This is a genomic window from Flavobacterium cellulosilyticum, assembly GCF_004349355.1.
Taxonomy (GTDB): domain Bacteria; phylum Bacteroidota; class Bacteroidia; order Flavobacteriales; family Flavobacteriaceae; genus Flavobacterium; species Flavobacterium cellulosilyticum.
In genome coordinates this window covers 17501-42298 of record NZ_SMFK01000012.1, presented here as the reverse complement: position 1 = coordinate 42298, position 24798 = coordinate 17501, and the positions used below count along the sequence as shown (strand labels likewise).

General features: G+C 34.1%; 18 protein-coding genes and 1 pseudogene. 4 read left to right on the top strand and 15 right to left on the bottom strand.

The window, feature by feature from the left end; translation table 11 throughout:
• Window positions 1-75 precede the first annotated feature (75 nt).
• From E0F76_RS14780 to E0F76_RS14765, 4 genes are all read right to left on the bottom strand, one after another.
• Window positions 76-1131 carry an NAD(P)-dependent alcohol dehydrogenase gene (locus tag E0F76_RS14780; protein ID WP_132007755.1) on the bottom strand — a complete coding sequence of 352 codons (1056 nt, stop codon included), beginning with the start codon at window positions 1129-1131 and terminating at the stop codon, window positions 76-78.
• Between the two features lie 49 nt (window positions 1132-1180).
• Window positions 1181-2275 carry an alkene reductase gene (locus tag E0F76_RS14775; RefSeq protein ID WP_132007752.1) on the bottom strand — a complete coding sequence of 365 codons (1095 nt, stop codon included), beginning with the start codon at window positions 2273-2275 and terminating at the stop codon, window positions 1181-1183.
• A 203-nt stretch (window positions 2276-2478) separates the two neighbouring features.
• Entirely contained in the window at window positions 2479-2919 is a 441-nt protein-coding gene (locus tag E0F76_RS14770; RefSeq protein WP_132007749.1) for a TlpA family protein disulfide reductase, read from the bottom strand.
• A 339-nt stretch (window positions 2920-3258) separates the two neighbouring features.
• The gene (locus tag E0F76_RS14765) at window positions 3259-3933 is read right to left on the bottom strand and encodes an NAD(P)H-dependent oxidoreductase (RefSeq protein WP_132007746.1); all 675 of its coding nucleotides are present in this window, start codon (window positions 3931-3933) and stop codon (window positions 3259-3261) included.
• Between the two features lie 388 nt (window positions 3934-4321).
• Here E0F76_RS14765 and E0F76_RS14760 point away from each other — a divergent pair, with 388 nt between their 5' ends.
• Window positions 4322-6574 carry an FUSC family protein gene (locus E0F76_RS14760; RefSeq protein ID WP_132007743.1) on the top strand — a complete coding sequence of 751 codons (2253 nt, stop codon included), beginning with the start codon at window positions 4322-4324 and terminating at the stop codon, window positions 6572-6574.
• A gap of 514 nt (window positions 6575-7088) precedes the next feature.
• Complete coding sequence (locus E0F76_RS19905; protein ID WP_281275288.1) at window positions 7089-7214, top strand: hypothetical protein; 126 nt, start codon at window positions 7089-7091, stop codon at window positions 7212-7214.
• A gap of 165 nt (window positions 7215-7379) precedes the next feature.
• On the opposite strand, the gene E0F76_RS19900 is transcribed toward E0F76_RS19905, so the two are convergent.
• Window positions 7380-7511, bottom strand: coding sequence for a hypothetical protein (locus E0F76_RS19900; protein WP_281275287.1), 132 nt, complete (start codon window positions 7509-7511; stop codon window positions 7380-7382).
• Window positions 7512-7601: 90 nt separating this feature from the next.
• Window positions 7602-7961 carry a hypothetical protein gene (locus tag E0F76_RS14755; protein ID WP_132007741.1) on the bottom strand — a complete coding sequence of 120 codons (360 nt, stop codon included), beginning with the start codon at window positions 7959-7961 and terminating at the stop codon, window positions 7602-7604.
• A gap of 392 nt (window positions 7962-8353) precedes the next feature.
• On the opposite strand from E0F76_RS14755, the pseudogene E0F76_RS14750 reads away from it, so the two are divergent.
• Both E0F76_RS14750 and E0F76_RS14740 read left to right on the top strand, forming a co-directional pair.
• Window positions 8354-8580 (top strand): annotated as a pseudogene (locus E0F76_RS14750) (helix-turn-helix domain-containing protein).
• 512 nt (window positions 8581-9092) lie between these two features.
• Window positions 9093-9659 (top strand): helix-turn-helix domain-containing protein, encoded by a 567-nt coding sequence (locus E0F76_RS14740; protein ID WP_132007739.1) that lies wholly within the window; start codon window positions 9093-9095, stop codon window positions 9657-9659.
• 77 nt (window positions 9660-9736) lie between these two features.
• On the opposite strand, the gene E0F76_RS14735 is transcribed toward E0F76_RS14740, so the two are convergent.
• From E0F76_RS14735 to E0F76_RS14695, 9 genes are all read right to left on the bottom strand, one after another.
• Entirely contained in the window at window positions 9737-10420 is a 684-nt protein-coding gene (locus tag E0F76_RS14735) for a phosphonatase-like hydrolase (protein WP_132007737.1), read from the bottom strand.
• A complete protein-coding gene (locus tag E0F76_RS14730; RefSeq protein WP_132007734.1) occupies window positions 10417-11580 on the bottom strand; it encodes a TIGR03364 family FAD-dependent oxidoreductase in 1164 nt (387 codons plus the stop codon). Before E0F76_RS14730 ends, E0F76_RS14735 begins: the two co-directional genes overlap by 4 nt.
• Entirely contained in the window at window positions 11564-12868 is a 1305-nt protein-coding gene (locus E0F76_RS14725; protein WP_132007731.1) for a DUF5690 family protein, read from the bottom strand. The genes E0F76_RS14730 and E0F76_RS14725 overlap by 17 nt, the downstream gene beginning before the upstream one ends.
• On the bottom strand, window positions 12868-13968 hold the full coding sequence (locus E0F76_RS14720; protein ID WP_132007728.1) for an alkaline phosphatase family protein: 1101 nt from the start codon (window positions 13966-13968) through the stop codon (window positions 12868-12870). The genes E0F76_RS14725 and E0F76_RS14720 overlap by 1 nt, the downstream gene beginning before the upstream one ends.
• Window positions 13969-13973: 5 nt before the next feature.
• Window positions 13974-15338, bottom strand: a complete 1365-nt coding sequence (pbfA, locus tag E0F76_RS14715) for a (R)-1-hydroxy-2-aminoethylphosphonate ammonia-lyase (protein ID WP_132007725.1) — start codon at window positions 15336-15338, stop codon at window positions 13974-13976.
• Window positions 15339-15353: 15 nt separating this feature from the next.
• Window positions 15354-16997: an alkaline phosphatase family protein gene (locus E0F76_RS14710; protein WP_132007722.1), complete on the bottom strand. Its 1644-nt coding sequence runs from the start codon at window positions 16995-16997 to the stop codon at window positions 15354-15356.
• Between the two features lie 4 nt (window positions 16998-17001).
• Complete coding sequence (locus E0F76_RS14705) at window positions 17002-18504, bottom strand: SusD/RagB family nutrient-binding outer membrane lipoprotein (protein ID WP_132007719.1); 1503 nt, start codon at window positions 18502-18504, stop codon at window positions 17002-17004.
• An 11-nt stretch (window positions 18505-18515) separates the two neighbouring features.
• Window positions 18516-21599, bottom strand: coding sequence for a SusC/RagA family TonB-linked outer membrane protein (locus E0F76_RS14700; protein WP_132007716.1), 3084 nt, complete (start codon window positions 21597-21599; stop codon window positions 18516-18518).
• 352 nt (window positions 21600-21951) lie between these two features.
• A complete protein-coding gene (locus tag E0F76_RS14695; protein ID WP_165932715.1) occupies window positions 21952-24762 on the bottom strand; it encodes a bifunctional YncE family protein/alkaline phosphatase family protein in 2811 nt (936 codons plus the stop codon).
• Between the last annotated feature and the right edge of the window lie 36 nt (window positions 24763-24798).

Sequence of the window (24798 nt, the reverse complement as noted above, 5' to 3'; positions counted from 1 at the left end):
GTTTACTAAAAATAAAAACAGCATCTAAAATTACTTTAGATGCTGTTTTTTTAATACCCTGTAAAAAAATTGTTTTTATTTAAGCGATTTCATGTCAATTACAAATCTGTATTTAACATCATTGCTTGTAACACGATCATAAGCTGTGTTAATATCTTGCATATTGATAAGTTCAATATCACTAGTAATATTATGTTCGCCACAGAAATCTAGCATCTCTTGTGTTTCTTTAATTCCTCCAATTAAAGAACCAGCAATACGCTTACGTCCCATAATGATATTTCCACCATGAAATGGCTTTAAAGGTTCTACTGCACCCACTAAAACCATTGTTGCATCAATTTTTAGTAACCCTAAATAAGGATCCATCTCATGCCCTACAGGAATAGTATTTAAAATGAAATCGAAACTATTTAGGTGTTTTTTCATGCCGTCTTCATCTTTAGAAATTAAAACTTCATGAGCACCTAAACGTTTAGCATCTTTTCCTTTTTCTGGAGATGTTGTAATCATAACAACATGTGCCCCTAATGCGTTGGCAAATTTAACACCCATATGGCCTAATCCTCCTAAACCAACTACTCCTACTTTATCTCCTTTTTTTACGTTCCAATGACGTAGTGGTGACCATGTAGTAACTCCTGCGCACAATAGAGGTGCAGTTGCAGCTTCGTCTAAATTTTCTGGAATACGTAGTACAAATTTTTCATCAACAACTATTGACGTTGAGTAACCTCCGTAAGTTTGTTTACCTTCAAGATGCTTATCCGGACTGTTATAAGTAAATGTTGCTCCATTTTCGCAAAACTGCTCTAAATCTTGCTTGCAAGAAGAACATGTTTGGCAAGAGTCTACCATACAACCCACTCCTACTAAATCACCTACTTTATGGCTAGTAACACCATTTCCTACCTCAACTACTCGACCAATGATTTCATGTCCAGGTACTACAGGATAGGTTGATCCATTCCATTCGTTTCTTGCTGTATGTATGTCACTATGACAAACACCACTATAAGTGATATCAATTTTTATGTCGTCTGTTCCTACAGCTCTTCTTTCGATATCTAAAGGTTTTAAATCTTCTGTTGATGCTGTTGCACCATATGCTTTTACTGTTGTAGTCGCCATTGTTATGTTGTTTTTAAAGTTACAATTAATTCGATTTCTGTATCACTATTTATTTAGAAGCTTCTGGATAATCAGTGTACCCTTCTGCTCCTCCTGCATAAAACGTACTTTGATCCCACTCTGCCAAATCTAAGTTGTTTTCAAAACGCTCTACTAAATCTGGATTTGATACGTATGGCTTACCATAAGCTACTAAATCTGCATAACCTTCTTCAATTACTTTATTTCCTTTTTCCTGATCAAATGCCGAGTTAATCATTAATGTTCCGTTATATAAAGGTCGGAAATGTTTAGCAATTTGAGTCACAGCATAGGGTATTTCTGAAACGTCTGTAAAAGGTTCAGAAAGATGCACGTATGCTAAATTATAATCATTCAATTTTTTAATAATGTATTCAAACGTTGGGATTGTCTCTTCATCCATAGTCATTCCGAATGGACCATTTAATGATGGATTAAAACGGGCTCCAATTTTTTCCTCCGGAATGACTTCTTTGATCGCGTCTAGAACTTCAAAAAAGATACGAGCTTTGTTTTCAATACTTCCACCATACTCATCCGTTCTGTGATTAGACGTTCCGTTAAAGAACTGCTGAAACAAATAGCCATTAGAGGAATGTATTTCTACTCCATCAAAACCAGCTTTTACTGCATTTGCAGCTGAATGTTGAAAATCTTGCACTGTAGTTTTAATATCTTCAATGGTCATTTCCTTTGGCGTAACAGTATCTTTAAACCCTTCTGGAGTAAATGATTTATCGTTTGGATTTATAGCTGAAGAGGATAATGGTAATGCTCCATTATGAAAATCGGGATGAGACATACGGCCTACATGCCACAATTGAATAAAGATTTTCCCGCCTTTATCATGTACACGTTTGGTTACTTTTTTCCAACCTTCTACTTGCTCATCAGTGTAGATACCAGCTGTATTGATATAACCTACCGCATCACGAGACACTTGCGAGCCTTCTGTAATAATTAAACCTGCTGATGCACGTTGCTCGTAATACAAGCCATGTAGCTCATCACTTGCAACGTTGCCTTCATTGTCTGCTCTGCCACGTGTCATAGGTGCCATAACAACTCTGTTATTAAGGTTAATGTTTTTGTTATATGGTGTTAATAAATGTTGTTTGCTCATGTTATTTTTTATAAATTATTAATTCGTACAAATTTACATTATCGAAATACAAATATCATTGACCTAGATCAATTAGGATTAATTTAACTATTTTCCTAACTCTACTTAAATTTTCTGGAGTGACTCTTAAATAGTTTGTACTGATTACAGCTTAAAATGAACAGGTTGTTCAAGGACAAAGGGCACTATTTCTGAAAGTGTTTTTAATCGAGTTGCTCAAGTGCATAAAACAATCGATTTTGCGCCCCTTCTTGAGAGCCAAATATGGAGCGAGATAATATTCCGTCTTTTGTAATTAAAAGCCATTGCGGAGTTCCTTCTGAATCAAATTGGTCATAAACCAAATGTCCTTCATCCAGAAAAATAGGAAAAGGAAGTTCTTCTATTGTAAAAATGCTCTTAATATCATTTTCGGTAACTTTTGTATTAGTGAAGTTGCTGTGAATACCCACTACTTGTACCCCTACATTTTCTTTCTTTAATTGGTATGCCAAAGGAATCGCGCGTCCAGTACATCCCAAACATTGGTTGTTATAGATTATGACCAAAATAGGTTTCCCTTGGTACTCTTTTATAAGATCAATTTGGTTGCCATTAAAATCCTGAACCAAAATTGAATCCACAGCTGTATTTTCTTTATTCATTTATTGCGTTTTTGATTTAAGCTTGTTAATGCAAAATTGATGAATCGAAATTGCCCGTTGAGTGTAATTATTTTTTCTGATAATTTTTAGTCGTTTCAAGTAATTTTCGATAGAAAATTGTTCCGTCAAGAAGAAAAGTTTCATTAAAAACGGCTATTCCAGTGTTTTGAATAATTATCGCCAGCGGATAACAAAGTTATGATTTAATAGCTTCTATCGGAAGATTTTCTTTATATCCTGTCGCTTTCCTTTTTTGTTACTTATACTAAAAATGGTTTCAAAGTTTAGACACTTTGGAACCATTAATTATTTTTTTGACTAAATTGAAACATTTAGAAATTACATCCAAGTAATAATATCTTCTGTATTTCTTCTTGATTTAGGGTTTGCTGGATCTGCTTTTCTGTAACCAAAAGCAACCATAAAGGACAAACCGTATTTGTCTGTATCCACACCAAACTTTTGTCTCAATAAAGCTTCTGCTTTTTCTTGATGAAAACCTTCAATAGGACAACTATCAATACCTACTAAAGCGGCTGATGTCATCATATTTCCCAAAGCAATGTAGGTTTGTTTTGAGGCCCAGTCGAATAATTTTTTATCCGTATCTAAATCAAAGTCATTCTCTTGAAATTCTCTGTAAAATTTAGAATACATTTCTATGGTATCTGCTGGCCATTGTTTGACATCTTTCATCATCGACATGATATAATCGGAATCGTGTTTCACCATCGGTGCTTTCATAGACAAACCCAATACAAAATGGCTTGCAGTATCTAATTTTGCAGGCGCTCCCCAAGCTACTGGTTTTATCAATTCACGTAACTCTTTGTCTTGTACAACAATAAAATGCCAAGGTTCAAAACCAAAAGAACTTGGCGATAAATGTGCGGTTTCTAAAATAAATTCCATGTTTTCATCTGAAATAATTTTAGTAGCGTCAAACTCTTTAGTGGCATGTCTAAATTGAAATGCATTGATAATGTCTTCTTTTGCTATGTTAGGTGTGCTCATATTCTATTTTATAAATTTTTAATGTCTACAAATTTACAATACTACAGCAGAAACCTCCTTGACCTATATCAAGTAAGACAGATTTAATATTTTTATAACTACGTACCTTTTCCGGTTTTACTCTTAGGTTTTTTAAATAGCTCTGAAACATAATAGTTGACTTTCTATTCCTTTTTTTATAGTACAAAGAGAAAAGTGAACTCCCTCAAAAAAGACGACCAAGCCGAGCCGGATATTGGCAATAATGTGAAAAATCAGTCTACTTCAAAAAGGCTTTATACAACTATTTCACATTCTGCGATTCTTTTAAATGTACCAACTAAAATAAGCTAACAAGACCATACTTCTCCACAATTATTCTACCTTTAGATTAAAATTATAAACGCGCTTGAAAGAAAAACTCAAACAATTAGAATTATTTTTAAAGAGCTCCAGCTTTGACCGAGGAATTCGGATTGGATTTGGGATTGCTGTACCCCTCACCGTGCTGCATCTTTTAGGGTATTTTCAATATGCTCCAGCTGTTGTTGTCGGTACTTTTTTAAACGCGCCAGGCGACATTCCGGGCAGCACCAAACGTAAAGTCAATGCCATTTTAGTCAGTATTGGATTAACAATGCTTATAACAGCTATAATCCTATTTTCAAAACCTTTCCTACCCCTTTTATTGGTGGCACTTGCGATTATAACGTTTGCTGTGTCGCTGCTTTCGGTATATGGTTTTAGAGCGTCTTTAGTGTCATTTTCTGGCTTGTTGGCAATGATAATAGCAATTGCCATTCAAAAAGAAACAGCGTATGACATTTTGTTTCAGGTTGCCTTAATGGGAGTTGGAGGTCTTTGGTATTTAGTCGTATCCTTTATTTTTCAAAAACTTGCGCCTGTAAAAGATCAGAATCAGCTATTGTCAGATACGCTTCTTCTTATTGGTGAATACCTAAAAATACGAACCAAATTATTAACAAAGAAAACCAAGCGTGACGAACACCTTAAACAAAGCTTAGTCCTGCAACATCTAATCAACGAAAAGCAGGAAACACTGCGAGAAACACTGCTTACCGCACGTAAACGTTCCGGACGTTCGCATTATGAAGAAAAGCAACTATTAATCTTACTCTCTTCTATTAATATCTTCGAATTAATAGAAGCAAAACATTTGGATTATAAAATGATCGATGCCATTTTTGGCGAGCATAAAGAATTTCTAAAAGCTTCCAAAAACCTGAGCAAAATCATGGGCAACCACCTCATCCGTTTGTCTGAATTATTGATTCAAAAGGATAAAATACCAAATAAAGATAGTCTATTAAGTGCATTAGCAGAAGCCAACCTATCTATCAAAAATTACCTCGATACCGTCAAATTACCTGAAGCGCGTGAAGGTGCTTTAGTATTGAAAAATCTATACGATTACCAGGAGCTACTGCTACAGGAAATCAGAGTTATTAGACGTGTAATGGCCAACGTCAAAGAGACTTCGAAAGTATCCTTAAAAAGAGAAGATTCGAGTCAGTTTTTAACGCTCCAGGAATACAGACTGCATGTCCTTGTTCAAAATTTCAGTTTGGATTCCACCATCTTTAGACATTCATTGCGCCTTACCATTGCTATAGTATTTGCCTATCTGTTAGGCTTTCTTTTTGACATCCAAAACACCTATTGGATTTTGCTGACCGTCATTGTTATTATGCGACCTAGCTATGGTCTAACCAAAGAGCGATCGAAAGATCGTATCATCGGCACACTCATTGGTGCGGCTATTGCTATTGGTATAGTGCTGCTTACTCAAAATGTAGTGGTTTATGCGGTATTGGCATTTGTTTCGTTGGTATTCGCATTTGCATTGATTCAGCAGAATTATAAGTTTGCCGCCTCATTGATCACCATTAGTATCATCTTTGTGTATTCCTTCATCAATCCTAATGCCTTTGTAGTGATTCAATATCGCGTCATCGACACCATCATTGGAGCCACGATTGCTGTCGTTGCCAATTATTTACTTTTGCCCAGTTGGGAAGTCAACAATCTAAAACAGGTACTTCTGAACGCTTTAAAAATGAACAAAGAATATCTTTTAGCAACACAAGAGTTGTATCAAGATCCCTCTAAACACAAACTCTCCTATAGTTTGGCGAGGAAAGAAGCTTTTCTTGCCATGAGTAATTTAAATACTTCCTTTCAGCGACTAACCCAAGACCCAAAATCGAAACAGAAAGAATTTCAACTGATTTATGAAATTGTGACGCTTAGCCAGACGATGGTTTCTGCCATCGCTTCCATCGGTAATTTTATCAGTAATCATCAAACCACTCCTGCTTCTATAGAATTTAATGTACTCATTAAAAAAATCGCCAATACCCTACAGATGTCATTCGATAGTTTTGACGATACTCAAATAAAGAAAAAAGTTGCTAAAGAAACTGCTGAAGATGCAGAGGAAAAGTTGTTGGGTAAATACCAGCAATTATCAAATTTGCGAGATGAAAATATCAGATTAGGCCACACTGAATTAGATACCGAAACGCTTCATGGTCTTCAGGAAGCATATTTGATTGCCAATCACATGACCTGGTTAAAATCCCTTTCAGAAAACCTACAAAAAGCCACAGAACGATATCGTTCGACTATTGTAGAAACCTAGTAGTAATTTTTTATCGATGTTTAGGCAATATTCCCAACATGCTATTCATTATATGTATATGCATCAGAACTTTAATCGCAGAACTGTTCTTTTTTAGACAAGGAATAGCAAGAAAGTTAATGGAATACAATTTGACTCTATTTTTTTTGTTGAAACTGGATTGGAAAATAAACCAGCAAATACCAAAATTTCGCATCAAGTGAAGAGAATTTCCAGTCACAAACAGATTGCTAGAAATGAGAAAAGCACAAACCATTTTCTCAAGTAAACCCTACGTCGTATTAATTTTTACCACCCCCAATTTTCTTGTTGTGGGAATTATGCAACCATTGCCCGTAATTGTGCAATAGCATTACCAGGTTAAGTTTGTACCTTCACTAAAATCGCATTAAAGTCATACAAATAAATTGTAGCGGATCCATTTAGAGCAATCAAATTGATGTATTCTTTTGGAAATGATTTCAAAACGGTTGCGGAATATTTCCGTATACTATGTAATTAAATACGAATCAATATGTCCATACAAACAGTTAATCCAAACACAAACAAGACAGTGAAGTCATTCGAAGAAATGACAGAGGAAACAGTTGATGTTAAAGTGGCGAAAGCCCATCTAGCTTTTGCCAATTCAATTTGGTAACCTAATATTAAACATGCAACCCCATTGCTGCTAAATTGATAATAATGCAAATCAAGGGTTAAAATATTAAGTTTATAAAAGCAGAAGCGATTTTACCGAAGATATGAATCAACAGCAATTTGGTAGATATTGCTTTACTTGCTTTTTGAATGTCCGTTTTTTGAATTAGCCAATTAAATAAGGATTCTGTGGGTTACTTAACTCTTGATACTGCTGTTGAAAACAAGTCATTTGCAGTTTTATTTCTATTTTGTTTTGCTGACATTGCCCTTTGATTCCTTTGATTGGCGTCATCATAATTGATTTTTTTTCTTGCTCTAATTCAGTAAAAAAATCTAGATTATTGTATGTTTTATCTCCATATAAAATTCTGTTAGTTTTCTCTGACTAAGCTTCTTTAAAAACGGTTAAATCATTTACTGTGGCAGGAGTTATTTGAATTTCTTCAGGAAAGGGGATTTTATCTAAACGCCTAAAAGCCAATGTTTGTAATTTCGCACCATAATAATACAAGCTTTTGGTAGAACAATATCCTTTGTCGGTCAAATTTTTGGCTACTTTTCCGTTTCGCTTTCCTGAACAAGTAATTATCGGCATTGAATCCAGTAAACTTTGATTAGGAAAACTGCCAGGAGGTAGAAAATCTTCAAATGACGAAGTTGTAAAACTTCTAAAAGCTTCCGACAATTGATTAAGATGATTAGAAAAACCAGCATATGAAACGAGTTTTGCAAACCAATCTAGCAAATAGTCACATGCCTATTTGTGAATTAGTTTGACGCCAAAACATTGCTCTTCTTGAACTACAAATAGATAAATAGCCATAATCTCTTGGTCTGTTTAATCTTGTTTAAGGTTATTACTAAAACGTTCGCAAATATATTTTAAAACTTTTTCAAATCTGTCGCAGATTATGGAGTAGATTTTTATTAATTTTAGTGCTCTAGGCTGATTAATCTTATATTTTAATGTGCGCTGAATACACAATAAATACACTGATTATCAGGTGATTAAACCAACTATTTAAAAGATATATCTTTCTTTTTTTAACTTTTTTTCAACCCTTGATTCGCATGAATTATATGCTATTACATATAATCAACTGTATTTGTTTATAATCGTTGCAAAAGCATATAGCTATGAGGACAATCTCCGATTTTGTAAAAGAGAAAAGGAATGAGATAAACCTCACACAGGACGCCTTTGCGGAACACGCAGGTGTGGCACTGACTGTTGTTCGTAAAATAGAACAAGGTAAATAAAACCTTAATCTCGGAAAGGTAAACCAAGTACCATAAATGTTTTACATACCTTGGCGCCTGCCAACACAAGGGAATTTTTAAAAACAGACAATCATATCGAATAAATAAAAAATTCCAATCATTGTTTCAATCTGAATAAATGAATCCTTTTTTTGATTAATTTTACTACACCACATTCTGAAAAATAGCACTATAGAACCAATCAAAGCATGATCAAAGTAATAGATAAAGTATGAGAACGGAAACCAAGAGATTATTCATCTTCCCAAAGGATATGCAACGCATAACTGGAAAGAGTTATCGTCAAAGCATTAGATGTTGCAAAACATAAGAAAAGAGCTCAACAAGCTACATAATGAGTTTGTGTCTGTGGGAGAATTCTGCCAATACACAAGTCTAAAAATGGATCAGGTAGAACCGCTCATAATTGGATAGAAATTATTTTTTTAGCTATCAAATTTTCAAGGAAAAGTTATTCAAAATTATTTGTTCTGTATAAAAATTAAAATACATAATAAAATGACACAAATAAACTCTTATTTTACATATAAAAAAGCAAGCCTTTCTTTTTTATCTCAATCGAAATATAGATATTCGTATTAAATCCAAAGAATCCATGAATGATTATTTACTAGGTATAGGGAAAAGAATTAAAGACATTCGAAAAAAAAATAAAAAAACAATTAGTACTGTTGCCTCTGATGCAAAAGTAAGTAATGGACTAATATCAAGAATTGAAAATGGTAGAACCATTCCATCTCTACCTGTTTTACTGAGTATAATTAATGCTTTGGAAGTTGAAGTATGTGATTTTTTTGAGGATATGTCCAATACTCCTGAAAATAATTATATCATCTCTCGCAGTCAAGATAATGCAATTATCGAAAAAGAAGATGATGCCAAAGGCTTTGCCTATAAATATATTTTCGGAAAACAACTTTCTTCTTTAGGTTTTGAAGCTGTGTTGCTTGAAGTACAACCCAATTCTCAGAGAGAAAAAGTAGAAACAGATGCGTATGAATTCAAATACATGCTTTCTGGAGAATGTATCTATACTATTGGCGATGAAGAAGTATTATTAAAAGAAGGTGACTCTATTTTTTTTGACGGAAGAATACCACACGTCCCAATCAATAGAAGTAAAACATTCGCAAAAATGTTAGTACTTTACTTTTTTATATAATTCTCGAAAAAGCATAAAAAAACTCTCCTAATTAGTTAATCAAAAAGGAGAGTTAAACAAAAAACAAATGAAACAAATTATAAGAGTATGGCCCTCAATTCAGTTATACTGTCTAAAATATAACTAGGATTGGCATTTTGAATCTGTTCTCTGGTTTGTGCCCCGGAAAGAACACCAACAGTAATACCGCAATTGGCATTTTTGCCTTCTTCAATATCTATTGCAGAGTCTCCCACTTTTAAAACCTTTTCTGGATCAGTTACACCTTGTTCTTTCATAGCCAATAATATCATATCTCCCTCCGGTCGTCCATTTACAACATCATCTGCTGTTACTAATCCATCAATAGTTTCACCAACTATCCACCCTAGTTTTTCTAACAATAAATTGGCGATTTTGCGATTATATCCTGTATTTAAAACCACTTTTATTTGACTTTTTCTTAAATCTTTAAAAAGTTGTTCTGTCCCTTCAAAAGTCTTTATTTCTAAAGTATTATAAGCTATTTCTAAGGCTGTTTTGAAATTAGAAAATGCCTTTTCTGCTATACTATCTACCGAAATTAAAGCAGTACACTCTTTTAAAACATCTTTTATCGCTTGATGCTTTTCTTTTCCAGCTGCATATTTTAAAACCTCAGCTAAAGTAACACTATAGCCTTGGTTATTAATTACTTTTTGTACTGTTTTATATACCACATTATCTTCATCTATTGTTGTTCCAGCCATGTCAAAGACCACTAATTCTATTCTTTTTTTCATTCTTTTCTATTAAAAATTTTATTAATATTTTCTTTTGAAAATCCAGCACTACCCGTCATTCCCTTTCCTCCTATTCCTGTTATAATATGAATATTATCGTCTATTGTATGCTCAAAAATATCTTTGGTCTTGCATTGCGAATAGGTGCCATACCATCTATTTTGAATCTCATAATTAGGTAAATCGATGATTTTTTTGGCTTCTTGTATCATGAAATTATCAATATCCATGTCCAAATCAAAACCCAAATCATCTATATTCTTAGCCTCAGCATAATGATGAGAATCACCCAAAATGACAGAACCATCAGCCGCTTGTTTGAATAAAATATGGACACCCCATTTTTTCTCTAATGAATGGGGATCTTCTTTTGCCTTGATTGATTTAAAGGACGGACATTCATAAAACGCCTCGTATCTTCTAATGGACAAACCTGTAAGTATTGATCCCGGAAGAACATAATTTTTTTGTGGCTTCGTCTGCATCATTTGCAACTTAGAAACTTCTAAATCACTTTCGTTAAAGAGTTTTGGATATAAGTTTTTAAATTCACTACCGTTACAAATAATCACTTTACTGGCTAAAAAATCCTCATTAGCAGCACTCGAAAGAGAGACTCCGTTTGGCGTCGATTCACAATTAATAATACTGGTATTCGTAATTAGTTTTAGCCCCATATTCTGAATCATAAACTCTTGCAGCCTGTAAATCATCGTTCGCGGTTCCACGGTAACTTCTTCCGGAAAAAACAATCCTGCTTTTACATAATCAGAACGTAAACACGAATATTTATATAAACATTGCTGCTTAGTCAACAAATGAGATTGGTAATTATTGGATTGATTGATGTGAGACAACTCTTCTATTAGCTGTACTTCTTCCTCATTTGAAGCTAAATATACAGATCCATTTTGCCGAATTGAAATATCAAATTGACTTTGAATTTCTTTATAAATCGCTAAACTTTCTCTTCCATAGGCTTGCCATTTTGTGTCCATTCCCGAAGGAACTACTTGTCCAAAATTTTGAATAGTTGCTCCTTTTGGCATTTTATCTTTTTCTATAAGAGCCACCCGAAGGCCTTTTTTTAAGGCATGATAAGCATGAAAACTACCTAAAACACCGCTGCCAACAACTATAAGATCATACATTGGTTTCATCTAATACTAATTTATAATTTATACTACTCTCTTTATGCATTTTAAATTTTCCATTTAAATAAAGAATGGAACTGATGGTTAAAAGGAACCCAATTCCTGCCACCGAATACGCGCTGTACATGAAAAATTCAAGCCAAGACAAACTTGATTGTCCAAAATTTTTATACAATAAAACAATAACACTTCCCAGATAACCAAAGGCATCAGCAAGGTAAATCAAAAATCCGGCATTGCCTTTGATCCGGAAAGCACCAATAAAACGATCAAAAAGCAAACAGTTAAAAGGCACATAACAAATGTATAATCCAAAGCCTGAAATGACCATCCAAGTATATGGGTTCAGATATCCTGTGTGAAATAAATAGGTTGAAAAACCTAATGAAAAGGATCCAACCAAAAGCAAAAATTGGTAAAATAATAACGCTTTCATATTATCCTTAAAATAAAATGCAAAACCCAAAACCAATAATACGATGCAAGCAACCAATGTTTCTGAACTGGAATATACTGATACATCCCCTTTGTACCCAATTGTATCCCATAATTCACGGGAAAAATTGTCTCTAAAATCTCTAAAAGACGTCAGCAAAGTGTAAAACAAAACCCAAATAGTTATTGGAAATAAAAACTGCAATAATAATCTTTTCCTATCTTTTCCTGTCATGGGAATGCGCTCGGAACGCAGTTCGATATCTTCTTGGGTCGGTTTTGGAATTCGTTCTAATAACCAAGTAAAAAACAATAAAGGCACGACAAATAAAGCCCCTGTAATGGCAGGCATCCAAAACTGCGAAAAACCCCAAGAAGTCATCACAAAAAGACCAACTGATTTCACTACACCACTAGAAACTATAAAGCTAGTGCTTAAAGAAACCCCTAATATTTCGGTGAATTTACGTCCTTCAAGATACGAAAAAACAATCCCCCAAATCATTCCCAAAGGAACCCCATTCAGGAACATGAAGATAACATTATATGGTTTTGGTACCAAAGCAAATAAAACCAAAGCCAGCTCGGCGATGAGAATTAATCCCAACAAATAATACACGCGTTGGTTTGCTTTTAATTCGGAAACCACTTTAATCCCAATAAATTTAGAAAGCGCATAACCTATTACTTGGGCGATGATTAAAATAATTTTATAATCAATATGAAACACTTCCATACCTTCAAATGTGGCTACACTGAAGGGTTTTCTGAAGGCATACATACAAAAGTAAGCCCCAAACGAAGCTAGTGAAGCATTTAGTACAAAAGGAATATTTGATTTTTTCGCTAACTTTTGCATTAGTTTGTAAATACTTTTATCGCTTTTCCTTTCATTTCACTATCCTGAACAGAATCATCCAAAATATGTAGTATAGTTGGAGCGATTTGATTACTATATAATTGCTCCTTTGATGCTATTTCTCCTAATTTTTCTACACCATTCCCAAAAACAGCTAACCAAACTTGGTCTGCGCCACCGATATCCGATCCGTGACTTTTCCATGTGTTTAATGGCTGAGTACCGCGACCATGATCAGTAGAAAGAATAAAAACCGTGTTGTCTTTATAAAAAGGGTCCTCTTGAGTAAAGCTCCACAACTCTTTTATCAAAGCATCTGCGGTATGTGCCGATTTTAAATACGCATCGTACTTCCCATCATGTGCAAAATCATCCGTTTCTCCATAAGAAATATAGACCAATTCAGGATGCTCTTTTTTCATGTATTCCAAGGCGTAATTTGACGTAAAGGCATCTAATCTTACCGATCGCCAAGGCGATGGAACTTTAGACTGCAGCTCATTTAAAAACACTTCTCTATCTGAAAGATTATTTGATTTTGCGGTTTCAAAACCTGCATTTACAGGAATTCCTGAACGTTCTTCATTTATAATATAAGGAAATACATCCCAGCTACCAAAAGCAGCTACTTTGCCACTATATTGAGGTCTATTATTAATTTTTTCTAAAACTGTTGTATTAGGATTATTAATTTTATCATTACTCTTGATTCGTTTATCGTCCGCCACTCCTGATAATATTTCGTTATATCCAGGATACGAAAACCACAGGCTATTTGTTAAATTAACATTGCTTCCCAAATTTCTGTTACCGTGAATTTGTCCCATCATAACCGCTTCATTCCAAAAAAATGGCATCAATACTTTCCTTCGATCTTCTGGAGTTGCTCTCCAAAAATGTTTCTTCAACTCTAACGTATCTTCAACATATTCCTTATTAGCAATTAGATTAGCATCGGCTCCAGTAAATAATTCTTGCCATCGGAAACCATCTAAGGTGATTAATATAATTTTCGGTTTTTTAGTTTCCGTTTTTTGCTGTGCCTGAGCTCCTAAAAAGAATACTGTAAATAGGCTAATCAATAAAATTGATTTTTTCATTTTATTTATTTTATATTTTGAAATTGTACTATCGTTAGACTTTCTTCTAAAATCTGTAATGCTTCCTCTAAATCTTCCCTACAAATCGTTAATGCTGGAGACAATTGTAATACATTTCCCGCCGAAACTTTAAAACTAAGACCACGCTTTAAACAAGCATACATTACTTTTTCGGCCTCATCAATCGCTTTTTCTTTTGTGACTCTGTCTTTTACTAATTCTATGCCCCACAAAAGCCCGATCCCGCGAACATTTCCAATAAGTAAGCATTTTTCTTGTAACCTCATTAACTCGGATTGCATATAAATAGCATCCTCTTGTACTTTTGCTAGTAAATTATTTTCTTCAATGAATTGAATGGTACTCAGACCGGCGATTGAACCTATAGGACTTTTTTCGTGGGTATAATGTCCCAGAGAAATTGAGCCAAAAACATTATATTCATCTCGGGTAACTATGGCCGCCTGTGGAAATATGCCTCCACCTAAACCTTTGCCTAAACACAAAATGTCAGGTTCGATATCATAATGTTCAAAAGCGAACATTTTTCCAGTTCTGCCCAAAGCAATTGGTATTTCATCTAAGATTAATAAAACACCATATTTATTACAGAGTTTTCTCGCCTCTTTCCAAAAATGTTTCGATGGAATTTGCACATCGGTATTTCTAATAGTTTCCACTATAAAAGCACCGATATCACACTCTTTTTCAAAAACATATTCGAGGTATTCTAAACATTTATTTTCATTGTTTTCGAAAATACCACGATAAGTTATCGGAGGAGGAATTCGTTCGACCCCTGGCAATAATGGTCCCATATATTCTCTAAAAGCCGACTCACCACCAACACTGATTGCATCCAAAGAAGCGCCATGAAAAGAGTCCCAAAAGGAAACAACTTTAAACTTTTTAGTTATGGCCCGCGCTAATTTCAAGGCGATTCCCACCGCGGAACTTCCGTTTGGCGTTAAGAGGATTCTATTTAAACTTCCGGGGCATAAACTGGCTAATTTCTCAGCAAAATTAATGGCGGGTTCGTTTGTGAATCTTCTTGGAGAAAAAGACAAACTTTGTAACTGAGCGGTAATATTTTCAATCAGTGTAGGATTCGAATATCCTATTTGATGAAGGTTGTTTCCATGAAAATCATAGTATTTTTTACCTGAAATGGAGGTAATACTCGCATCACTGCAATCATTTAAAACATCCAGACAAGGCGTTGACAAAGCCTGATGAAAAAAATATCGGGCATCTTTATCTAAAAGTGCTTTTGTCTTTTCATCAACCGCTGTGGCTAACCAATCGATACGTGCCTCGGTCAGATTGATATCGCCTTCGGTGACCTTATTTATAGAATTTTCTTGCTGCATTTTAATTTTTTAAAGCTATTGTGCTACTAAAATAGTCGTTGGAAGAATCTGTTTTGGTACTGTGCTACTTTGGTAAAAAACGTCTAACCAGCCGCTTCCGCCTCCGTTGAACCAAACAATTTCTAAAGGATAAACCCCAGGTTTTAAATGAATTTTACCTGCTTTTTCTTCTACACCATGATCTCCATCATTATTTACAATCATTTCATTATTAATTTTCAGAATACTACCATCATCTGAACGCGTAGAAAAACTATAGGTATCTTCTTTATCAATAGTGATATTAGTTTTAAATCGGACTACAGTGTTGTCTTTTATCGATTCTTTAATCTCGTCTGAAGTTATCTCAAAACAATTTCCTTTGGCATTTGGAGTTAAACTTTCTAAAAAGGGAATGCTCTGTAAATTAGATAAATAAAACACTTCATAAGAAACAGGCATTTTCAAAGTAGACGCTTTTACTCTAAAAAAAGCATCACTGACCATACTGCTTATTTTTGAATCTGTAAAAACCGCACTTTTTACCACTGCATTTTTAGATACTCGAAATGGTCCTGTATAACTATTTGACGAATTCGAAGGCATTGACCCATCTAGTGTATATTTAATAACTCCTTCTTCAATTGCATTTTCTATCACTACTGTGGCTTCATCATTAAATAATCCACCTGCCTTTTTAGCCAACACTGCTTTTGGAAAAATAACTGGTTCTTTAAGCCTTTTTGCGATAGGATATTCATTGGATTCATTCAAACCTATAAATGCATTTTTAACAGGTTTTCCAATACAAGCCATAGGCAATTTTAAACCTAAAGCAAAAGCTACTGTTGCAGCATTGTCGTACTGATAAACGGGGTCTATTATTTTAAAGTTTTTCTTAATCGATTTTCCCCATAGAATAAAAGGAATTTCAATTTCTTGTAAAGATGCACCGCCATGCCCTTTTCCTATTCCTCCATGATCAGAACTAACAATCACTAAGGTTTCATTTCCCATTCCTGACAAAGCAATTGCTTCCATTACTTGCCCCAGTAACACATCTGCTTTTTCTACCGATTTATAATATTCGGGAGTTCCATGCCCATATTCATGTCCTGCATGATCTACATGATCAAAATGAATAAAGGTAAACGTAGGCTGTTTTGATTTTAAGTACGCACTCGCTAATAGAGCAGTATCATCCTCCGTTTTTGGACTAATATCATAATCTACAGCACTCTTTTCAAAGAGTCTTCCAAAACCATCCCAATGATAAATGGCTCCTATTTCAGCATTTTTTATTTTGGTATGAACCAAATTAAAAATAGTAGGAAATAGAAAGTCTTCGCTTTGTACCACAGGAGGTAAAACAAAATTGTTTTTCTCCCAACTGTTAGAGGTTATTCCGTGTTGTTCTGGTCCCGCTCCCATAATCATAGAAGCCCAATTAGTACTGGAACTTGTAGGTAAAACAGATCTGGCGTGCATCGTTGAAGCTCCTTCACTTATTAACTTATCAAAATTAGGTGTATTGGCATTATCTAATCCATTTGGACTCAATCCATCAAAACCAATGACCACCACATGCTTAATTTGTGGAGTATTTTGTGCTTTTGCTGAAACACAAGACCATAGGGAGAACATCCCTATGGCCATGATAAAATATTTTGTGCTTTTCATATTGTTATTTAATCATCCACATTGCTGCATTGATATCATCAGAGCCTCCAAATTGAGAGCTCAATGCTGCTTTCACATGTGAAGAGTTATTTTCAAATTCGCTTACAGGATATTTCCAACGGTTGGGAATTTTTCCGCCATTGTTATTGGCTGGACCAACATTAAATGCCGGAATCCCTGTTCTTCTATAATTAAAATAGGATTCACGACCCGAGTTGTTAAAGAATGCAATGTATTTTTGCGTTAAAATCTGATTCAATCCAGCTGTAGTATTTCCTTTATACGTAACATTTGGTTTTAAAAGAAAACTATCTATATCATCCTGCGCTACGGCATAAAATGCCATTGAAGCTTTAATTGCATTTAAATAATGAATTTCAGCATTGCCACCATTAACCCATCCTCTATTTATTGCTTCAGCAATAGTAAATTCTTGTTCAGAGTAACCAATTTGAATGTAGGGTTCTCCCTTAAAATTACTGTAATATCTGGATTCATTAGGGTAACTATATTTACCTGCATCTGAATCTGTTTGCATTTGTCCTTGGTCATCTCCCGTATTAGCAGCCACATAGGCATTCAAATTTTTAGGATCATTTGCTTTAAAATAAAACGGAGCTGGATCTGCTACAATATAAATTCTTGGGTCATTATTATTTTTAAGCAAATTTAAATAGGTCGCTCCCATAATGTTTCTATTTCTATTGAATCCATAATTACTAGGATTCAAACTATATCTATTCCCTTGTTCATCAGCAAAATGGCGAACCATATTATCCTCTATTCCTCTTAATAAAGGATATTTGGCAGGATTAGAAATAATCGTATTAAATTTACTCGCAATACCTAATTCAGTATTTTTTTTACTTAAATTAATCAACACTCTTAAATGAAAAGAGTTAATCGTTCTTTGCCATTTATCTAAATCGCCATTAAAGAAAAAATCTCCTAAAATTGCAGAATTACCCACTTTTGCTTTTGCTTTTGTAATTTGATCGTTTGCTGCTTCTAACAAATCCAAAATAGCCAAATAAACCTCTTTTTGAGAATCGTATTTTGGTTTTGTTATTGCAGGACTGGCATCGGCTTTTAATGATTCACTTAGCGGAATATCACCCACTCTTTTAGTCATATAATCATAAAAATAAGCTTTGAAAAATTTACCTAAAGCCTCGTATTTATCTTGATTATCTAGTCCTTGGGCTTCTTTCTCCATGGCTACGACATTTGCCAAGGTATTGTATTTATAACTATTTATAGCTCCCCAATTATAATCTTGATTTCCATAATAATCAAATGAAATTACCCAAAATTGATTATCTCTTTGAGCGCTACTCCAAGGACCTCCATCACCAACATTGTTTAGCACTTCAGATAACAACATTGACGGTGGCACACTTGTAGCCTTATTAGGATCGTCAGTTAAACTATCAAACGGAGTACAAGAAAAGAGGAGTACTGAAGCCATTAGCAGTGTTAATCCTTTTTTAAAATTATATGTTTTCATCTTTTATTTATTTAGAACTTAAGGTTAATATTTAAGCCGTAACTTTTTACAGTTGGCGTTTGCAATGGTGATCCTTTCTCATCATTAAACTGATCTAGATCTATATCTTTATGTTTTGCGAAGTAAATTAGATTCCTTCCTATTAAAGATATAGAAGCATTGTTAATGAATGTTTTAGTCAATACTTTCTTAGGAAATGTATAGGTTAGATTAACTTCTCTTAATTTAAAAAATGTTTTGTCTATGATGTTTGCTGCTGATTGACCATTATATGATTTTGAGTAATCTTGATAGAATATCTTTGTGGCATTTGGCGCAAAAGTTCGTGTATCAGAAAGTACATTCCCTTGTCCATCTGTAGTTAACACTCCACCTGTAACCACAACTGCATCTGCTACATATGATTTTATACCTTGTACATCATTAGCTCTTTCTGGGGTATCAGTTCCTACTTGTCTCCCACTTTGCCACATTTTTCGAGCAACATAATCTTCGATTTTCCCTCCATATCTACCATCTAATGAGAAATCCAATGAGAAATTCTTGTAAATAATATTATTTGCTAAACCAGCAGACCATTTAGGCGCTGCATATCCAATTCTTGTTTGGTAAGCATTTTTTAGAGGTTTACCATCAGACCCAACAATTAATTGACCCTCTTGAGTTCGCATAAAATCTGTGATGTAATAAGCATCTACTCGATCTCCAATTTTAATTTGGCCATTATTTGTTATGTCGCCATATACCTCTTCTAAATACTCTTTATAAGCAGACCAATTTAATCTAACGTTCCACCTAAAATCTTTGGTCTTTACGGGTGTTGCTGTTACTGCTAATTCCCAACCTTTGGTTTTTGTAGTAATCCCATTTTGTTTTTTACCGTCATATCCAGAAGCAACTGAATATTTTAAATCAAAGATTTGAGGACCATTTTTGTTTTCATAATACGTAAGATCAAAACCTAATTTATTATGAAATAATTGTGTTTCTAGACCAAACTCAGTAGAAGAGTTAAAAGCTGGTTTTAAATTTTCATTAGACAAAACAGAGTTTACATAAGCTGGATTATATGTTGCTCCATTTACAGCAAAAGGGCTATTTAAAGCATAGGTATTTAAGTTACTATAGATGTCTAATGAACTTCCTACTTTTGCAAATGAACCTCTGACTTTTAAGAAATCTACACTTGGTATATTTAGTACCTCACTTAAAACGGCACTTAAAGAAACTGAAGGGTAAAAGAAACTATTATTTTTTTCTGGCAACCTGGAATCTTTATCTATTCTACCAGTTGCACCCAAGAATAAGAACGACTTATAAGAGAAATCAGTAGAGGCATAATATCCATACGTTTCATAGTGACTTCTATAGCTTGAAGGTTGAACCGGAGTTTGTGTATTACTTAAGGTATAAAGCCCTGGTACTATTAAATAGTCTGTGGTAGCATATAAATTTCTGTTTTTCTGAATATTGATATTCGCCCCTAAAGTTGATCTTATTTCAAAATCACCAAACGTATTATCATAATTCAACATAAAATCAGTATAACTTTTTAATTTATAATTGTACCATTCTTTATAATCTCCTTGCGCTTTTTCCCTACCATAAGTAGTCATAGAATAAGGGAATTTTTCGTTTCTGAACTCATTCTCCAAGGCTGCATTAGTTCTTACACTAGCATCAAAATTATCAGTTATTTCATGTTTTAAGGTTACTTGTCCTGTATAGCCATTTGTTTGAACACCTTTCAACCATTCATATGCCATAAAATATGGATTGTTGTAACGTGTGTATTCAAAATTCTTTTGTTGAATACCTTCTTTACCTTCTTGCCAATAATTTCTAAGATCTCTAACATCATAATCTGCTCCTCCCCAAATAAGCATATTGTAGATGTAACTATTTGGACCATAAGCTACATTAGGATTATTAGGAGATGTTTGAAAATTAAAATTAGCACTTGCATCTATAGATGTTTTTTCGCTAAAGTTGTATTTACTACTTAAATTAAAATTATAAATATTCAATTTTGTATTAGGATTAATCCCTTTTTGATAAGTATGCGACATAGAGAAACGAACATTTCCCTTATCAAATTGAGAGGCTATAGCAAGATTACTTGTTTCTAAAATCCCCGTTTCCATAAAATTATTAAAATTGTTGGCTCCTCTTGCTAACCATGGTTTTGGTATTAAATTTCCATTAGCATCTAGCGGACTATCATATTGTGTAATTAACTGCCCGTCAAATTTAGGTCCCCATTGATCATAATCGGCATCATTGATTCCGCCACCTTTACCATCTTTAAAGGCATAATTCCCATAGGATCCAGGACCATAACTATTTTGTGTTTTTGGAACCGCATTGAATCCTCCTTGAAATATCGTGTTTTGATTAAACTCGACCACAAAACCACGACTGTCTTTTGTCCCTCTTTTAGTAGTAATTTGAACGGCTCCATTTCCTCCATCAGATCCATATAAGGCTGCAGCATTGGCTCCTTTTAATACATTTATACTCTCAATATCATCTGGGCTAATATTATATGTATCTGTTCCCAAAGGCACACCGTCTACAACTATTAAAGGTTGTTTTCCACGTAAATATAATTTTGGTGCAGTGAAAAATTCTGCTGAAGAAGCCACTATTAAACCTGAAACTTTACCAGACAATGAGTTCATCACGTTTGGATCTCTAGATTTTGTTAAATCTCCTTTTACTTCTTGTACAGAATAGCCCAATCTTTTTTTCTCTTTTTTAATCCCTAAAGCAGTTATAACAACTTCTTCTAAATTTTCAGAATTTGATTTAAGCACTATAACAGCAGTTTTCAATTTTGAAGTATTAAAATCAACTGAATTAAATCCGATGTAAGAGATTGTTATAATCTCATTACCCTTTGGTATTTGTATTTCAAAATTACCATCAATGTCCGTTACTACACTAGTAGTTTTTCCTTTTACAAGGACAGTTGCTCCTGGTAGTGATAGCTTTTGTTCATCAACCACGTTCCCCTTGAATAGGGTTGTTTGTGCAAAAATTAAAGATGTCGTCAACATCAATAATAAATTCATTACAGTTTTAAAGTTTTTCATTAGATAATTAAATAGTTACTATTAGTAAATTTTACAGGGCAAAATTGATTAAATATTTACTATTAGTCAACTTTATGGTTTTAAGAAATCTTTAACAAAGCATTATTGTATTATCAATTTAACGTTAAATAATGCAGTTAAAGAGGCTCCTTAGAATTTTGTTATCTCCAATTTAAAAATTAAAAAGCCAAACAAAATTTTCCTTGAGCGGAATAATTTTGTTTGGCTAGTGTCATATTATAACTTATTACTAACTCCTATAGGCGTGATTAGTATTTGAATAGAATTTTTATCAGTTCGGGTGATTCGCTATGGCTATTTGTATCGATAATTAGACATTACAATTAAAAACTTATTCTTCTTTTTCTCTATTCTCTAATCGATAAGCATCTTGTTCTTTACTATCCCTTAACATATCCTCAACATCATCAATTTCAGGAGCATCTTTAAGTGCTTTCCAATTAAATTTTTCGTCAAATGGATCTAGTGCTTTTTGAGGATCAAAGACTTTAGGATCTACTTCTAAAGCATAGTACGGTTTATAATTTGGTGTAGTTGTAAAAAGATCACTCAAATCAGTTGCTCCAGCGTCATATTGATTTAAATAAGGCATGTCGAGAATATTCCAAAACGATTTAAATATACTTCCAAAACTATAATGTTGATGACCTACATAATCTCTTTTTACCCAAGGAGAAATCAGCATCAGAATGCTTCTATGTGCATCGATATGATCGACTCCATTTTGTGCATCATCTTCGGTAATCACAATTAACATATTTTTCCAATAAGGCGTATGTGACAAGTATTCAACAATTCGACCAACAGCCAAATCATTATCGGCCATGTAGCTTTCTCTAAAAGGATATCCGGCTTCAGGAAGATCAGCTGCACCATGGTCATTTGGAATAATAACTGTCGAAAACGGTGGCATAATTTCTTTCCCATTTATCCATTTCTCATCAAATTCTTTGATGAATTGATCAATTCGAAATTGATCGGGTATGGCTGTATTGTAGGTTGGATACATTTTAGATGTCCTTTTAAATAAGGGTTCTGGCATTGGAAAATTAACAAATTGTTGGATTCCCGTATATTTAAATTCAGACTTATACAAAGCTGGTTCAAACATGATGCTAAAACCAAAATTATAAAAATCAATATGATGACGAGCCAAATGATCCCACATAGAACCCGCTTCATTATAATCTTCTGGATAAATAGCACCTGCAGCGCCATTCATAGCAAAAACTCCTGGCGCTTTTGAATCTTCTTTAAAATTTCTATTTCCCCCATAACTAGCAGCAGTAGCAGTTTCACACCATTCGTTAGGATACGTATTGGTTAACCAACGATGACCATCTGCAGAAACATCAGCATCTACGTAAAAATTGTCTGAAATACTAAATTGTCTGGCTAAAGCCAAATGATTTGGCATAACGGTAGTATTTGATATAAATTCTGTTTTCTTTCGATTTGAAAAAGAAACCTTTTCACCATATCGAGCTATTGTTGGATCACCATCCCCTTTCTTAATCTGACCAAAAATTTCATCATAAGTTCTATTTTCTTTTGATATAAATACGATGTGTTTTATTGGACTTTCTTTTTCTCCAGGATACAAGGGCATAGGATTACGGGCTCTATTTTTAAAAATTGGGCTTGATGCATTTGTAAATTGAAAGTTATTAGAAACAACTTGTTCTGTCATGGATTTTAATTGTTCGTCTTTAGGAATAGCAACAACTTGAACGGTTCCCTTCATCAAAGATCCTATATAACTTCCTTCAGTACCCAAGTGAAAAGTTGAACCTCCATTAGGACCGCTTCCAAATCCTTTTGCATTGGCAATGATAAGTTTTTTTCCATCCTGACTTACTTCAATTTTGGATGGAAACCAAGCTGTAGGTATATGCCCTAAAACTTTTTGATCTACCACATTAATAACTGCTACTGCATTTATTCCAGATTCTGCTACATACAACCGTTTTTTATTTGGACTCAAAGCCAAGCCAAAAGGGATCACACCTCTAAATTGTTTTACACGATTATCCAATTTCAGCGGAATGGTATTCACTACAGAATCCTTTGCAATAGAGATTACCGATATATTATCATTGGTACCATTACTTACAAAAACATAGTCATCTGTCGCTACAATTGAGTTAGGACTCGAACCACCTACCGCAGGAATATCTTCCACTAATGCGCCAACCAAATTCCCCGTCTTAATTTTCGCAACAACTTTTGGCTGTAATGAATCTACAATATTAATTGCAAATATAGAAAAGGCATCAATTGCATTAAGTTCCCCTAACCCCTTAATGGCTATAGTGTCATTTTGAATACCCGTTTTCATTTCCTCTGAACCATAGGCAAAAGCAGGATAGTTTATTGATTTTACCTTGGCGTCTTTTTCGTTACTTTCTTTTATATATGCGTATTCAAACATCCCAACATTAGCGACATATACTTTTTTCTCATCAGGTGATAAACAGATCCCAAACGGATAACGCCCAACTGGAACAGAATGTATCAACTTTTTAGTCTCGGTATCCATAATGACCATCCTAAAGCCAATTTGATCCACAGCATACAGTCTTTTTCCGTCTTTTGACAACTTCATGTCTCCAATATAACCATGAGAATAATCAAGATTTTCAGCTTTGAAAGAGCAATCAATAGAGTCTTTTTTAACACCCGTAATCAAATCAAATAAATATACTTTATTCTCTTGCCCACCTGCAACATAAACAGTCTTATTATCAGGAGCTATCGCCAATCCCATAAATACAGAAGCTAATACGCCTTTATCTGTTCCCGGACCGGGAGGAACTTGCTGTACTACTGGATTATCCGACATAATATCCCGAATAATGGTAATCGATAAAGGATTTGTTCCTGAATTAGCAGTTACAGCAATATTTCCGTTTGGACTTAAGGTTAATCCATAAGGATGTGGTGCCGTTATAATATTTTTTCCAGCAGGTGTAATAAAGCGACCATTCGGAATTACTGTTTTACCTTTTTTATCAATTTTTGTTATCTGGTTTCCGCTAGGCGCAGCTATAATCCACACTGGTTTAATTGACATCTCTTTTTTAACACCGCTACATCCCGCAAAAAAAAGAAGTAGAAATAATGATAGAACAATTGTTTTCATGATTTTTGTATAATAGTATTTTTTATTGTTTTTGAC